Origin of the sequence: Photobacterium sp. 2_MG-2023 (genome assembly GCF_030547675.1) — a bacterium.
GTDB classification, from domain to species: domain Bacteria; phylum Pseudomonadota; class Gammaproteobacteria; order Enterobacterales; family Vibrionaceae; genus Photobacterium; species Photobacterium arenosum.
Genome location: NZ_JAUOQQ010000007.1, coordinates 1 through 15290, shown reverse-complemented (window position 1 = coordinate 15290; position 15290 = coordinate 1). Strand labels below are relative to the sequence as shown.

Sequence of the window (15290 nt, the reverse complement as noted above, 5' to 3'; positions counted from 1 at the left end):
AAAACACTGCAAACTGGATGACTACCGGCTGCCGATTAATCACGTGCAGATTCTGTTTAAGGTTAAGTATATAAGAGTGCAGGAAAAAGAGGACTCAATGATCTTAGTTATCAATATTAAGTCAGGATCTTACTTGATAAGGTTATTCACCAGGACATTATCACGCTGAAAAATAGCCTGCCGTCAAGTGATCAGCAGGCTATTTTCAGCAACATACACAATTAACGCCACATACGTGCCAGTACATCCTCATGGCTTTTACGGATACGGTGCCAGAACGCCATCACAATATGGCCAAGAGTAAAGGCCAAAAGCAGCCAGGCCAGCTCTCCGTGCAGCAAATTGCCCAGCCCAACCATCCACTCAATTTTTGCGCTGTCAAACCCGTCCATTAACGGTATTCCGAAGGGTGAAAAAGCACGGCCAGAACCATACTGCCGGATCAGAGCCAGAGTGGGGATGACAATCATCAGCGCATATAAGGCTTTATGGCCCAGTGCAGCGACACGGTTGATGGAGGCCGGACGGCGCGACAGATTAAGAACCGCCCACACAAGGCGTAAAGCAATGATAATGAACAACAGAAAACCCAGTGGCTTATGCGTTGCCCACATCAGTTCATCCAGCCACGAGTCTTCAAGTAATGCGTGCGTTACTGCCGACAAAAACTGCCAAAGCAGTAGCAGTGCCACCCCCCAATGTAAAAACCGACTTATCACACCATAGCGCTGAGCATTATCCAGAACTGACATAACATTATCCTTATTGCTTCCTAATAAGCACGTTAGACGCTGATCTGCAGGAAAATATCCCGTGAAAGTGGCATATTTACATTTACTTACGTAAACAAGGCAGAAGGAATTACCGGCAGACAGTGAAAAAAGCCACGCTGAAACGTGGCCCTGATACAAAGTTACATTGCCTCGGCTTCTGCAACCTGAGGATGGTTATCACGGAAATATTGCCATTGCTCAACGCGACGCCCGTCAGACAGAATACAATAAGTCACTCGCTTACCATCTTCAGTCACCATATCCAGCTTCCCGCCCTTCTGAACACAATACACGGCAGCCGGGTTGGCGGATCCCACCGGCTCGCTCTCTGGCTGACTCACACATCCGAACAGCAAAGTGGCTGCAGCCATTGAAACGAATACATACGCTTTATTCATTCTCATCTCCCAATTGATACGCTTTTATTATGGCAACCAGTATAAAGACAATAAGCCATATCATGTCTTGCTCTTGTAAAAAGGTTTGTTAAAACGCTTGTCCGATAAATAAGCTCCTCCGGCTAAACGTAAATCCCTACATTTACTGAGTGAAAGTATCTTATCACTGTTTACCGCAACCAAAAGCAATAAATAAAGCGTCGTGAGAATGAAAAACCTCCACCTAATAGACCAGAAAAAACCTCAGGCTTGAATGCAACATTCAGCATTCAGTCACAATCAGACTGAAAACCAACGCCCGGTCGCATACCGCCTACTCAAGCAATAAAAATGACCAGTAATGCCAGAATAATGCATGACAATAACAAACCAGCCCACCCCAACCTGACCGTCACTTCGGGCGAGAAGCGGGTACTCCAGTCAGGAAATAAAATGGCACAGAGCGAAGCGGCAGGGAGCAGCTCACAAATCAAACCTGCGCGCTTGATATGCAGGGGGAAGTTCGCAGAAAAATAAATATAAGCCGTGATATAAACAATCATCACCAGCACAGAAAGCAATGCGTCAAAATAAATGACATCCTCTTTGTTGAAGTAAAAATAAAATGTCACCAGACACAGCGCTATTATTGTTAATGCCATTATTATCTCTTGCGTTGTTTAGTGTTGATGCCGACGCTTTGCGCAATGCTTACAGCGCTTCACTTTCAAGATCCCGTGCCTTACCGGATACACCCAGCATACATAAAATGGCAACCATCATGATCACAGGGTTTACCTTGGTCTCTGCCACAAACAACATGCATAAGGTGTTGATGAACCCCACCAACACAATGCCTGTGGTTTGATAAGCGTTCAATTTTACCTGCCTGACTGGATCGTCAATGAGTAGGCGACAATGTCATGCAACATATGTAATACCCGGTTTTTCGCGCCTTAACGCAGATTTCAGATCACCGATTTGCCAAAACGCTATCGAATGTATATACATTGTATATGTGTGTGTAATAGTGAGCCGTCATGGTTAGTCGCAAGAAATCAAAAGCAATGAAGAAAGACAGTCAGTTAATCATCAGAATTAATGGTGAAGAACGTGATGCCTTTGTTGTTTTATGCGAAGAAATGGATACCAGCGCCGCACGTGAAGTGCGTCGGTTCATCCGTCAGTTTGTGAAAGAAAACGCACAACCACAGTGACCTGCGGCTTACCACATGCATGCGGCCAGAACGGCCAGGTTGATAGGTTAGGTGAAAGCTGTTCCTTTCATGTCAGCCATTTTTCCTCAAACGTTAATGAAACCGGAGAATGAAAATGGCAAAAGTGACCAAAAAAGCAAAAAAACTGCAAAAAGAAATCAAAGTGCGCAAAGCGAAAGTCGCCAAGCACGAAGGTAAACTTAAGAAACTGAAGAAAAAACTGAAAAAAGCCTGATTTTTCAGCGAAAAAAATCCGATGACGGCGCGTCATCGGATTTTTAAATGATTCGGGTTTTGATTGGTTTAAACAGTTAAACCCGCTGCTGTCATCAGTGCACGAAATAACCAGGAAATGCAGGTTAAAGCTGCCACACTGATGCTCCAGATCAGCACCATCCACCCATACTGTTTCAGAGTATCCGTCATCATCTTCATCCTCACCTCCTGTCAGTGATAGCTTTCCTGCGGATCCACTTTGCCGCTGAACACGGTGTAGCTCCAGAAGGTATACAACAGAATAAAGGGAATAATGAACAAAGCGCCCACCAGCATAAATCCTTGGCTCTGAGGCGGGGCTGCTGCCTGCCAGATTGACACGTCCGGCGGAATAATATTCGGCCACAAGCTGATTCCAAGCCCGCTGAATCCCAGAAAAATGATGCCAAGTGCAGCCACAAATGGCTGAATTTCCCTGCGTTTTTTCACTGAAATCACTAACAGTAATGCCAGTAACACGGTCAGCAGCGGCACTGGGGCAAAGTAAATTAAATTCGGCAAACTGAACCATCGGGCAGCAATTTCCGGGTACGCCAAAGGCGTCCACACACTGACAACCCCAATAACCGCCAGCAGTTGCAACAAAATTTTTGGTGCCAGCTGGTACATAGTCGCTTGCAGTTCTCCTTCTGTTTTCATGGTCAGCCAGGTACATCCCAGTAATGCGTACGCAATGACCAGCCCCAAACCGCAAAACAACGGAAACGGTGCCAGCCAGTCAAATGCGCCACCTGCAAATTGCCTGCCTTCAACCGGAAACCCTTCAATCACTGCACCAACCACGATTCCCTGGCAAAAAGTAGCAACCAGCGATCCCACCATGAAGGCTTTATCCCAAAAAACCTGATGCGAAGGCAATGCTTTAAAGCGGAACTCAAACGCCACTCCTCTGAAAATCAGTGCAATCAGCATCACAGTTAACGGGACTGTCAGGGCATCAATAATCACCGCATAAGCCAGCGGAAAAGCCCCGAATAAACTGGCTCCTCCCAGTACCAGCCAAGTTTCATTACCATCCCAGACTGGTGCCACTGAATTGACCATGACATCTTTTTGTTCATCACTTTTGACCAGGGGCATCAAAATACCGATCCCCAGATCAAAGCCATCCATAGTGATATACATCAGTGTGGCAAACACAATGATGCCAAACCACAATACCGATAAATCCACGCCCATCGCCGTGTCTCTCCTTGTTAATCATTCAACATTCATGGATTAAATCCGACCGGAAACTGTCGGCAGATCATGGGCGATGTCTTCATCACCCGGCTGCGGCCCTTTCTGAATCTGATGAACCATATAGTAATAACCAAATCCGAATACCAGGCTGTACACCACGAAGAACGTCAGCAGGCTGATACTCATATGCAAGTCGCCATGAGCAGACACTGCAGCATCCGTTCTCAGCAGCCCGTGAACCACCCAAGGCTGACGCCCTACTTCCGTGGTGATCCAGCCTGCCAGGATGGCAACCAGCCCGGCTGGCCCCATCCAGAGAGAAAACGTCAGGAATCCTTTATGCTGATACAGTCTGTTTTTCTTGCGCAGCCACACACTGACCAGCCCCTGCCCAATCATCAGCAGCCCCAATGCCACCATGATGCGAAATGACCAAAAGATTAACGGTGAGTACGGACGTTCATCTGCCGGGAAATCCTTTAACGCCGGAATGGGTTCGGTCAGGCTGTGCTTCAAAATCAGGCTCGCCATGGCCGGAATTTCAATCGCATAATCGGTGCGCTCTGTCTCCATGTTCGGCCAGCCGAACAGAATCAGCGGTGTCGGTTCTCCGGCGCTGTTATCCCAGTGTCCTTCAATTGCAGCGATTTTGGCCGGCTGATACTTCAGGGTATTCAGTCCATGCAGATCGCCGATAAATGCTTGAATGGGGGCCACGAAAACCAACATCCACATCGACATGGAAAACATAGTCCGCACCGCACTGCTTTGGTTGCCCTTCAGCAGATGCCATGCCGCAGACGCGCCGACAAACAGGGCACAGCTCAGGAAAGCCGCTACGCCCATATGCATCAGCCGATACGGAAATGACGGGTTAAAGATCACCGCAAACCAGTCAACAGGCACCACTTGCCCGTCAATGATTTCGTGGCCCTGCGGCGTATGCATCCAGCTGTTCGACGCCAGAATCCAGAACGTCGAAATAATGGTGCCGAGCGCCACCATGCAGGTCGCAAAAAAGTGCAGATTATCCCCGACGCGCTTCCAGCCAAAAAGCATGACGCCCAGAAATCCGGCCTCCAGAAAAAATGCGGTCAGCACCTCGTAGGTCAGTAACGGCCCGGTAATGCTGCCGGCAAACTCAGAAAAACCACTCCAGTTTGTGCCAAACTGGTAAGCCATGACTAACCCGGAAACCACACCCATACCGAAGTTCACGGCAAAAATTTTTGACCAAAAGTGGTACAGCGCTTTGTAATCTGGCTGACGGGTTTTCAACCAGAGACCTTCCAGAACCGCCAGATAGCTTGCCAATCCAATGGTGATGGCCGGGAATATGATGTGAAAAGAGACAGTAAATGCGAACTGTATTCGCGCGAGCATGAAAGCATCGAGTCCAAACATAAGCTTCCTATTGAGTCATTGAAAAGCACGCTTATATTGAAAGAACCCGACTGAAAAAAAAGATACAGAACCAGACTTAAAACCTATAACAGTTTTATTAAACAATTGTTATATTTTCAGTAAATTCAACCACGGGATCTGAGGTTAAGATTGGCGAAGTATGAACAGTTGGCATCTCAAATCCGCCAACAAATTGAATCTGGTATCTGGCGTGCCGGTGAAAAAATGCCATCGCTCCGGAAGCAGGCAGCGCACTCTGGTATGAGTCTGATGACCGTCATGCATGCTTATCAGCAGCTGGAATCTCAGGGCTGGCTGGTTGCGCACCCCCGTTCCGGTTATACGGTGGCCGAAAGCATCCGAATCAGCCCCCAGTCACACAACGCAGCAGTCGAAACCGCCGAAGCTGTCGACATCAACAGTTTCATTTTCGATGTTCTGCAAGCCTGCAGAAAGCCGTATATGATCAACTTTGCGTTTGCCTACCCGGACCCCAATCTGTATCCACGGCATCAGGTAAATAAATCCCTGATGCATGCCGCCCGCAGCATACCGGTTTCCAATGCACTGGATAACTTGCCGCCGGGCAATGACACACTGCGCGCTATGATTGCTCAGCGCTACGCCGCAAAAGGCATCAGTATCGCCCCCGATGAAATCGTGATTACCGCGGGTGCGCTTGAAGCCCTGAACCTGAGCCTGCAGGCAGTAACCCGCCCCGGCGATTGGGTGGTGGTGGAATCTCCGACATTTTACGGTGCGCTTCAGTCGCTGGAACGTCTCGGGCTGAAAGCGCTGTCGGTGAGAACAGATCCCAAGACCGGCCTTGATTTAACCTCGCTTGAACGCGCGTTTCAGTCACATTCGGTCAAGGCCTGCTGGCTGATGACCAACCACCAAAACCCGCTCGGATTCACGCTGACAGAGCCAAAAAAGCGGCAGTTAATATCGCTGCTGAACAAATACCAGGTTGCACTTATCGAAGATGACGTATACAGCGAACTCTACGCAGGCAATGAACAACCACTCCCGGCCAAAGCGTTTGATGCCAGTGGGAATGTGATGCTGTGCTCATCCTTTTCTAAGTCATTGGTCGCCGGTTTCAGAATCGGCTGGGTGGCCGCCGGGAAGCGGGCCACAGACATTCAAAAACTTCAACTGATGAGTACCCTGACCACCAGCGTACCCATTCAGCTCGCACTGGTTGATTACCTCAGTACCCGAAACTACGAGCACCATCTGAGACAGCTGAGGCGAACCCTAGACAAACGTAAAAAAGCCATGTGCAGGCTACTGACACAAATGCTTCCCCCTGACGTCGAAATCGAGCCTGCGGAAGGCAGTTATTTCGTTTGGCTGCGATTACCTGTCACCTCAGATACGATGGCAATTTACACTCAGGCACTGGCAGAAAACATTACGATCGCACCGGGCAAGATGTTTTCTCCCGGCAAACAATTTAACCACTGCCTGAGGCTGAATACTTCTTTTGAGCTGGATGAAAGTCACACAGATGCCATTCGACGGCTGGCGGAAATCATTAATCAACACCTGGAACAACAATAAATAGCAGGATGGCGCTTCCCCTGCTTTGATTATCTGACGCATTGATGAAGATTTCACAGCGTCACGTTACCGGGAAATATTCCATCACTCAAATTCTTAGGTGAATGACAGCATGGATTTCCTGCGCCAGCGATAGGCACCACCCCGCTTGGCACAAACCTCTGCCCTTTATTGAAAAAACCGATTGTTGTCATTGATAAAAACGTCTTTATCCGATTGCCAGTCGGTCTATATTCAAGTGTGTAACTGAGACACACCACACCCTACACTAATTCTCAAGGAGCAATGTATGAGCAACGGCAAAGGTACCACTACGGGTGGATGCCCAGTAATGCATGGCAGCAATACCAACCTTCGCGGCGCGGGGACAAGGAACGAAGATTGGTGGCCGAATCAGCTGAACCTCAAAATCCTCCATCAGAACGATAAAAAGTCAAACCCTCTGGGTGAAGGCTTCAACTATGCAGAAGAATTCAAAAAACTCGACCTGAAAGCCGTTAAGCAAGATATTGAGAACGTGTTGACCGACTCGCAGGATTGGTGGCCGGCAGACTACGGTCACTATGGCCCGCTCATGATACGTATGGCCTGGCACGCAGCAGGCACCTATCGTACCGGCGACGGCCGTGGCGGTGCATCAACCGGTAATCAGCGTTTCGCGCCATTAAACAGCTGGCCGGATAACGGCAACCTGGATAAAGCCCGCCGCTTACTGTGGCCGGTAAAACAAAAATACGGCAACAAACTCTCCTGGGCAGATCTCTTTATTCTTACCGGCAACGTTGCCCTTGAATCCATGGGATTCAAAACCTTTGGTTTTGGTGGCGGACGAACGGATATCTGGGAGCCGGAAGAAGACATCTACTGGGGCGCTGAAGACGTCTGGCTCGATAACAAACGTTACAGCGGTGAGCGTGATCTAGAAAACCCGTTGGCCGCCGTGCAAATGGGCCTGATCTACGTTAACCCGGAAGGACCGGACGGCAACCCTGACCCATTGGGATCCGGTCGTGATGTCCGCGAAACGTTCGCCCGAATGGCGATGAACGATTATGAAACCGTCGCGCTGACGGCAGGTGGTCACACCTTTGGTAAATGCCATGGTGCCGGCGATGCGGCGCTGGTTGGTCCTGATCCTGAGGCAGCTCCTATTGAGCAGATGGGCCTCGGCTGGAAAAACACACATGGTAGAGGCAGGGGCCGTGATTCCATTACCAGCGGCCTGGAAGGTGCCTGGACACCGACACCAACCAAATGGGACAACACCTACTTCGAAATGCTGCTGGGTAATGAGTGGGAACTGACAAAAAGCCCGGCTGGTGCCAACCAATGGAAAGTGAAAAACGTCACGGATAAAAACCAGGCACCCGATCCGGAAGATGCTTCACAACGCGTCAATATCATGATGACAACAGCGGATATGTCGATGCGCGAAGATCCTGAATATCGCAAGATTTCAGAGCACTTCCGTGCCAATCCTGAGGAATTTGCCGATGCCTTTGCCCGGGCCTGGTTCAAGCTGACTCACCGCGATATGGGCCCTAAAGCGCGCTATCTTGGCCCTGAAGTGCCCGCAGAAGAGCTGATCTGGCAAGATCCGGTACCCGCCGTCGATCACGATCTTATCAACGACAGTGACGTTTCTGCACTGAAGCAAACCATTCTCAACTCTGGCTTGAGTGTGACAGAACTGGTTTACACCGCCTGGTCATCAGCCGCCACATTCCGCGGTTCTGACTGCCGTGGTGGCGCAAATGGTGCCCGTATTCGTCTGTCACCGCAAAACGGCTGGGAAGTGAACCAACCCGGACAATTGAAGAAAATCCTGAGCACCTTTGAAGGGATTCAGAAAGACTTCAACTCAGCACAGTCAGGTAACAAGGCTGTGTCACTGGCTGATCTGATAGTCCTTGGTGGCGATGCTGCTGTTGAGAAAGCCGCAAAAGACGCAGGTATCAGCGTGAGTGTGCCCTTCTCACCAGGCCGTACCGATGCCACCGATGATCAGACGGATGCAGAATCGTTCGATGTGCTCGAGCCTGTCGCTGATGGTTTCCGTAACTACATGAAAACCAAATACACAGTTTCGGCCGAAGAAATGCTGCTGGACCGTGCCCAGCTGCTCACCCTGACGGCACCGGAAATGACAGTGCTGCTCGGGGGTATGCGTGCGCTGAATGCCAACTTCGGTGGTTCGAAACACGGTGTATTCACCGACAAACCGGGCGTGCTGACAAACGACTTCTTTGTCAATCTGCTGGATATGAACACAGAGTGGCAACCCACCACAGAAGCCGCAGATGAATTCGAAGGCCGTGACCGGAAAACAGGCCAGGTGAAATGGACCGCAACCCGCGTCGATCTGGTGTTTGGTGCCAACTCGCAACTGCGTGCCATCTCGGAAGTGTATGGCGGCAGCGATGGCAAAGAGAAGTTCGTAAACGACTTTGTCAGCGCCTGGACCAAAGTCATGAACGCCGATCGATTTGATCTGAAATAAACCCTGACCACCCCCTCCCGATCCCGGGAGGGGATGTTATATCTTCAAAGATTTAACATCATTCTCAGATAAACGTCTTCTCTTTTCAGTCATTTTCTCAAGCATTCCCCGGCAAACGTTGCAATTGCAAATCAGTTGCAATACCAGCAAGCGTATCCTCCCGGCTTTACCCGTTAGGCAGAAAGTCAGAAATCCCAATGAACCTGTCATATACTTCAGAGAATAAGACTGAAAAATATCACGCTGACTATAGGGCTAATGCTTTGACACATGCATTTTCTGTAATTTAAACGATAGAAGAGGCTTATGATGATTGTAGGATATGCGAAATTTTCTAAAAGACACCCTTACTTTCATATATTTCTCATTTCATCTCTCACCCTGACATTTTTAATTTCCGCTTTCATACTGATTGAATATGAAACCATTGAACTGGCTGGGGTGATTATTTTAATTGGCAGTACCTTGCCCTTTTTTGCCAAAGCGTCTAAATACAAACAGCAATATTTATCTGATTAGTTTTCATGAAAAACAACCCGCTGAACATCATCAATGGGCTGTATTCCTGATACAGCCCATGACGTTATACCCCCCTGCTAGCTGAGGTCATAACCTTGTAAGTTATAGAGCTTCTTGAACTTTTCCTGTTCACCTTCTTGAGCTGGGTACAGCAACTGAATCGCAACGGGTAACTCTGTATCCGGGTTGATAAGGTAGTTCCCATCCTTAGGCGTTTTTAGTTCAACCACACCTTCTGAACCATCAAGCACAACCTCCGGCCATGTAACACTCGCAATGGTTGTTCCTGGAGGCAAGTCGGAAAACGAGACTTTCCAATGTGTAATAGGATCAGATGAGGCTTTCAGCAATATTTCATAGCTATAGATGTAACCTTGTGATTCCCAGTCCTGCCAATATGATTTGAATTCTGCTCGACTTAATATTGGTTGCAGACCAGAAGCTGAACGTTTAAGTGTAATATCGAATCCTGGCCCCTTTATTCCTTCATGGTTATAATAGTTTACCTGCCCGACAATAAACTCTTCTTCACCTGGTGGTATATCATCCACAAGTAGTGAAATTGTCCTGTTCCTTGTCCAACCAGCACTCTGTTCAGCCGTACTTGTAACAGAAGCTGTTTTCCCATCGGCAGAAATAAATAATTCAGATCCAGAACCAGGATACGACATATGTGTAACACGCGCATTGCCTGTTAATGCAGCTTCAATTCTTGCGCCAGGTATTTCTGGCTCATTATTCGAATCAACGACAAAGTTCACGGTAACCGCAGAGCCTTCAGTCACATCAGGTATAAAATCTTGCTTAATCTCATGGATAATTGCAGCCATAGGTGTTCTCCATATTAAAAGTCATCATTACTTCCATACTGCCATCTGAGATTAGTTCAACCACACCTAATGACACAAACATCATTGCACAACCTTGAAATAAAAAGTAAATTTTTAATAACAGCAAAATCAAAATGATTTTTCAAAGTAACAATTAATAATTCAGCATCGAAAACCTATTGTGAGCAACAGGTACTAGCATCAAGCAAACAAAATAAAAATCACAACAGAATACACAGGCATCTGTCATTAAAATGATATTCATCAAAGATTATGGCGATAGCAGTGCAGCGTCTCATTGATAGTATGAAGGACTGACAAACGGGATCGACCAAGACAGAAACAATGCAGGAAGTATTTCACATCCTGTTACTTTCAAATGAAAAGCATAGTATTCAGATGCACTGGGCTACACAGATTTACCGCCACCGTTGGCGTCACGGGAATTCGTACTACACTGAAAATAAGCCTCTCGTGACACCTCAGTAAAACGGGCTGCCAGTCATTCACGACGGCAGCCCGCCTGATAAGCCCTGTCTATCAATTCATCAGTCTGCTTTATTGGACTGGCACACAAAAACAGTATATTTTTTAGGGGTATATTTTACCTGGCTGTTATCACGATGAAACCGACTCCCCTTTGCTTTTCCGTACTCCTTCTTGCCGGCGGGCAAGGCTCCCGAATGGGAGGCAAAGACAAGGGGTTGGTTTCCTTTCGCGGCAGGCCGTTAATTGCCAGCCTGTTTGACGTTGTCAGACCGCTGACAGATGACCTTCTGATCTCCTGCAACCGCAATACCGAGCAGTATGCCACTTACTGTGACCATATACTGACTGACGATGTCAGCGGCTTTCCCGGCCCGTTAACCGGCATACTGAAAGGACTGACTGCGGCAAAACACGACTGGCTGCTGCTGTTTCCCTGCGATGCGCCCATGATAGACCAGTCCCTCGTCAGCCAGATGCTGGATGCCGCCTCAGCCGATACACCGCGTCCCGTCATGGTTCGGCAGGGCCAACAGTGGCAGCCAATGTTCAGCCTGATCCCCAAGCCTCTGCTCCCCGTATTGCAACAGGCCTGGCAGTCGGGCGAGCGCAGTCTGATGGCGATCCTGACCCGCCATGATACCGTGGCAGTAGACTGCGCGCTGAACGATCCCCGGCTGCAAAACATCAATACTCCGCAGCAATTACTTGATTTACACCATTATTGATAGATGCCGTTTTTAATTCAGACACACGCAGTTTCCCAAATAACACCAACCTAAGGGTGTGACTTATAACGCAACCAGAGTCAGGCGGCACAAACAATAGAAGGCAACAGACGGGCCTTATCGGTCCTTCAAAACAAGCCATTGGACTTCCGCCGGGCTGTTGAGTAGCCTGTCTGTATCAGGGTTTAAAACCGACGTCAGGCAATAAGATGAATGATATTGATAACAAACAATCTGAAATCGCAGATGTGAATGCGGCACCGCCTGCGCCTGATGCATTCCGTTATATTGAGCTGCACGATGACATTGCGCCTGACACCCCAATTGCACACAGTGCCGTGTTAGCCAGCGAAACTGCGCTGTCTATCAGTTATAACGGTATCAGCCAGGCCGTGATGATGGTGACACCGGGCAATATTGAAGATTTCGTCAAAGGCTTCAGCCTGAGTAACGATATTGTTCGCTCGGTGAGCGAAATCTACGACATCACCCTCACCGCCGGCTGCGATTCCCACCATGCCGAAGTCAAGATTTCAAACCGCGCTTTCTGGTCTCTGAAAAATCACCGCCGTCAACTGGCGGGCACCAGCGGCTGTGGCATTTGTGGTGTGGAAGCCATTGAACAGGCACTGCCGCCCTTAACCCCGCTGACACCGGTTCCGCCCCCGCAAGCCAGCCTGCTGCACAACCTGCGAGAGCGTATCACCGAGGCACAGGAAGTGGCCCGCAGCAGCGGCGCCCTGCACGCTGCGCTGTATGTCGATGCCGGGGGGAATATTCAGCTGTGCCGGGAAGATATCGGCCGCCACAACGCGCTGGACAAACTGATCGGCGCCATGGCCACAGCCCGCATCAATCCGCAGTCCGGCTTCGCCGTGATGACCAGCCGCTGCAGCCTGGAACTGATTCAGAAAGCTGTCCGGGCCAAGATCAGCACGCTGGTGACCCTGTCCGCGCCCACAGCCATGACAGTGCGCTGGGCGCGACACAATAACCTGAATTTAATCCATGTGCCGCACCGCAGTGCGCCGAGGTTATATAGTGGTGGGGTGTGAACTATTTTCGGGTATGAGGTATGTCGCGCTTGAGTCCGGTGGTTTATTTGGCATGAACTGATGCGCGCCAGACACTCTTTGCTGGCTCAAAGAGTGCCCAGAAAAGCCTTTGATTTCGCTGGTGTTGTCCGGGCCGGTTGTAGGCGCTCCCGGCGCCGACAACCTAAAAATTCGTCCTGAATTTTTCCCTGTGGGGGTGGGTTTCTTGGGTTCAACTATTGTTGTTGTGCAGAAACGATTTCAGTCATGCATCAATGACATCACTTCCGTCATTACCGCGCAGGCGGTAATTCATACAGCGAGTACCGTTACAAGTTGCTGTGTTTGAGTTTGCTGGTATGTCGCGCTTAAGTCCGGTGGTTTATTTGGCATGAACTGATGCGCGCCAGACACTCTTTGCTGGCTCAAAGAGTGCCCAGAAAAGCCTTTGATTTCGCTGGTGTTGTCCGGGCCGGTTGTAGGCGCTCCCGGCGCCGACAACCTGAAAATTCGTCCTGAATTTTTCCCTGTGGGAGTGGAATACTCTAATGTTAACTCGTCAGTTTCAGATTAAAATTTCTATGAGTTAACGCTCGGCTAAACGGAGCGAACGCAGTGAGCGTCCGGCGGAGTGGAACGGAGCGAATTTGAGCCGCTTGTTATAGGGCGATGTATATTAAGATATTTCAACTTCGATGACATATATGGGAATTCTCTTATCAGGACATTGGTATTTAGCAGCCAAGCAATCCTCACTAATCAAGGTTCTATTGACAAGAGTTAGTTCCGCACCAGAAGAAAACAAAACTTCTTTTTCATTACCCATCCTAGTGCCTTTTCGGCGGTAAACAAAAACATTGGTCTTAGCTCTCACCGCCCGCAATACAAACAAATCTATCTGTCCGGCATCGTATGCCTTTCCTCGCCACTCAGCATTTCTTAACGCTACTTGCGGGCAAAAGCTGGTAGAAAATGGTTTGTTTAATTTTACGCGGGCTGTGCTGCTAGGCCATAGACCACCATGAAAAAGAAATTGCCCATCAGAAAGGATATTGGCATTTTTATTGATTTCTAAGTCTACCTCGAACTGGTCGTAGTTAGGGTACTCTTGTTGAAACTTCCTTATTGCATCTGGAGTTTTCGAAGGCATACACTGCCTCCAAATTTTATACTCAGAACTATTGTCTAACTGCTCATCGATATAGTTTTCAAGAGCACTGTCGGCGCCTTTTCTAGCCATATAGCAAGCAGCTTCAAAGGGACTTGAAACTCTCTCCTCAAGCTTATCATTTACAAATGGAAGGAAATATCCATTTTTCTGATAGCAGTCCAGGCTTTCTTGTTGGGTCGGCTGTCTCGTTGACCACTTCTCATATGACGGAACAAAATTATTAATTAAAGGTAGAATCATTAAATCACTCGAATATGAATGGTGACGTTTAGCCCTATAACGCTTTGCTCACCGGAAAATTAGGAGCGTAGCGAGTAATTTTTCCGCGTGTAGCAACTTGTTATAAGGCTCACACACGGAACGGAATCTCTGATTTATTAACTGTGAGTTCATATTCAATATTTCCTGAGTCGACCTGCCAGATCTTTTCTATGCTGTGTACAAATTCTGACATGGATGCAAACGACATCTTTTGATTCTGCACAGGACCCACTGTAACTGATTTGATGCAATCAAGTGTAATTGGTACTTCGATGTACGGAATTAAAACATCACCCCTCGGACGATATTTGACATTGCTTGGGTATTCAGAATCATTCGAAGGCAGTACGATCCTTGACTCCTTTTCTTCAGAAAATCCTCTGTTTTTAAATGTCGCCGCATCATAACTGAGAGATATTACAGCGTCTAACGCATCCACACCAAGACAGCCACTATTTTCGGCCATGTCATTGCTAACGGCTGTTATAGCATCTCTGGCATGCAGCCTAGCTTTTTCATTTTTTTGCGCATCGATATATAGGCAATCGAACAACTTTGACACTTCAGAAGTCAGTATCTCCTTATCGAATTCTATTGCATACGATCCATAGGCCCGCCATTGGCTTAGGCAGTCTGGTTCAGAACTTAGTGAAAATAAAAACAAAGGATCTTCTGAAACACCATATGTCTTTAGGCCTGTAAGTGACTCAAGTATGTACTCTCTAGCCTTTTCGTAATACTCAGAATTAGCAAAAACATCAGGAGATGGCGCTTTCAATCCCTCTATTAAAAAAGCTATACCGTCATGTAACTCTTGAGAGTCGTTCAAGTAACGAATGGGTAGTGTTCAAAGTTTTGTGTCTTTTCCTACACTTCCTAAAAACGGGGGGAGACACATCATGGCTGATAAATACGAAATTGATATCCAGGCATTCGCCAAAGCGCTGCAGTCCGGGCAAAACCTCA

General features: G+C 48.2%; 16 protein-coding genes. 6 read left to right on the top strand and 10 right to left on the bottom strand.

Annotated elements, in window-relative coordinates; genetic code table 11:
- Window positions 1-221 precede the first annotated feature (221 nt).
- The 4 genes from Q4491_RS07585 to Q4491_RS07570 form a co-directional block, all read right to left on the bottom strand.
- Window positions 222-752, bottom strand: coding sequence for a cytochrome b (locus Q4491_RS07585; protein WP_303456126.1), 531 nt, complete (start codon window positions 750-752; stop codon window positions 222-224).
- Between the two features lie 161 nt (window positions 753-913).
- On the bottom strand, window positions 914-1171 hold the full coding sequence (locus Q4491_RS07580) for a DUF333 domain-containing protein (protein ID WP_192014941.1): 258 nt from the start codon (window positions 1169-1171) through the stop codon (window positions 914-916).
- A gap of 317 nt (window positions 1172-1488) precedes the next feature.
- Window positions 1489-1812, bottom strand: a complete 324-nt coding sequence (locus Q4491_RS07575; protein WP_303456124.1) for a hypothetical protein — start codon at window positions 1810-1812, stop codon at window positions 1489-1491.
- 49 nt (window positions 1813-1861) lie between these two features.
- Window positions 1862-2029: a hypothetical protein gene (locus tag Q4491_RS07570; protein ID WP_303456123.1), complete on the bottom strand. Its 168-nt coding sequence runs from the start codon at window positions 2027-2029 to the stop codon at window positions 1862-1864.
- 161 nt (window positions 2030-2190) lie between these two features.
- Between Q4491_RS07570 and Q4491_RS07565 the strand changes: the two genes are divergently transcribed.
- On the top strand, window positions 2191-2367 hold the full coding sequence (locus Q4491_RS07565) for a hypothetical protein (RefSeq protein ID WP_192014938.1): 177 nt from the start codon (window positions 2191-2193) through the stop codon (window positions 2365-2367).
- 303 nt (window positions 2368-2670) lie between these two features.
- Here the strand turns inward: Q4491_RS07565 and Q4491_RS07560 are convergent, their stop codons facing one another.
- From Q4491_RS07560 to Q4491_RS07550, 3 genes are read right to left on the bottom strand one after another with little or no spacing between them, the layout of a single operon-like run.
- Window positions 2671-2802, bottom strand: coding sequence for a DUF2474 domain-containing protein (locus Q4491_RS07560; RefSeq protein ID WP_218383989.1), 132 nt, complete (start codon window positions 2800-2802; stop codon window positions 2671-2673).
- A 12-nt stretch (window positions 2803-2814) separates the two neighbouring features.
- Complete coding sequence (cydB, locus tag Q4491_RS07555) at window positions 2815-3822, bottom strand: cytochrome d ubiquinol oxidase subunit II (RefSeq protein ID WP_303456121.1); 1008 nt, start codon at window positions 3820-3822, stop codon at window positions 2815-2817.
- Window positions 3823-3861: 39 nt separating this feature from the next.
- A complete protein-coding gene (locus Q4491_RS07550; RefSeq protein WP_303456120.1) occupies window positions 3862-5229 on the bottom strand; it encodes a cytochrome ubiquinol oxidase subunit I in 1368 nt (455 codons plus the stop codon).
- 150 nt (window positions 5230-5379) lie between these two features.
- Between Q4491_RS07550 and Q4491_RS07545 the strand changes: the two genes are divergently transcribed.
- From Q4491_RS07545 to Q4491_RS07535, 3 genes are all read left to right on the top strand, one after another.
- Window positions 5380-6795: a PLP-dependent aminotransferase family protein gene (locus Q4491_RS07545; RefSeq protein WP_192014934.1), complete on the top strand. Its 1416-nt coding sequence runs from the start codon at window positions 5380-5382 to the stop codon at window positions 6793-6795.
- Between the two features lie 289 nt (window positions 6796-7084).
- Complete coding sequence (katG, locus tag Q4491_RS07540) at window positions 7085-9295, top strand: catalase/peroxidase HPI (protein ID WP_303456119.1); 2211 nt, start codon at window positions 7085-7087, stop codon at window positions 9293-9295.
- A gap of 306 nt (window positions 9296-9601) precedes the next feature.
- Complete coding sequence (locus Q4491_RS07535) at window positions 9602-9814, top strand: hypothetical protein (RefSeq protein ID WP_192014932.1); 213 nt, start codon at window positions 9602-9604, stop codon at window positions 9812-9814.
- 77 nt (window positions 9815-9891) lie between these two features.
- Here Q4491_RS07535 and Q4491_RS07530 read toward each other — a convergent pair whose 3' ends face one another.
- Entirely contained in the window at window positions 9892-10644 is a 753-nt protein-coding gene (locus tag Q4491_RS07530; RefSeq protein WP_218384006.1) for a hypothetical protein, read from the bottom strand.
- A 623-nt stretch (window positions 10645-11267) separates the two neighbouring features.
- Here Q4491_RS07530 and mobA point away from each other — a divergent pair.
- On the top strand, window positions 11268-11858 hold the full coding sequence (gene mobA / locus Q4491_RS07525) for a molybdenum cofactor guanylyltransferase MobA (protein ID WP_218384017.1): 591 nt from the start codon (window positions 11268-11270) through the stop codon (window positions 11856-11858).
- Window positions 11859-12067: 209 nt separating this feature from the next.
- Window positions 12068-12913 carry a formate dehydrogenase accessory sulfurtransferase FdhD gene (gene fdhD, locus Q4491_RS07520; RefSeq protein ID WP_303456114.1) on the top strand — a complete coding sequence of 282 codons (846 nt, stop codon included), beginning with the start codon at window positions 12068-12070 and terminating at the stop codon, window positions 12911-12913.
- A 655-nt stretch (window positions 12914-13568) separates the two neighbouring features.
- Here the strand turns inward: fdhD and Q4491_RS07515 are convergent.
- Both Q4491_RS07515 and Q4491_RS07510 read right to left on the bottom strand, forming a co-directional pair.
- Window positions 13569-14303: a hypothetical protein gene (locus Q4491_RS07515; RefSeq protein ID WP_303456112.1), complete on the bottom strand. Its 735-nt coding sequence runs from the start codon at window positions 14301-14303 to the stop codon at window positions 13569-13571.
- A gap of 109 nt (window positions 14304-14412) precedes the next feature.
- The gene (locus tag Q4491_RS07510) at window positions 14413-15153 is read right to left on the bottom strand and encodes a DUF2971 domain-containing protein (RefSeq protein WP_303456110.1); all 741 of its coding nucleotides are present in this window, start codon (window positions 15151-15153) and stop codon (window positions 14413-14415) included.
- Between the last annotated feature and the right edge of the window lie 137 nt (window positions 15154-15290).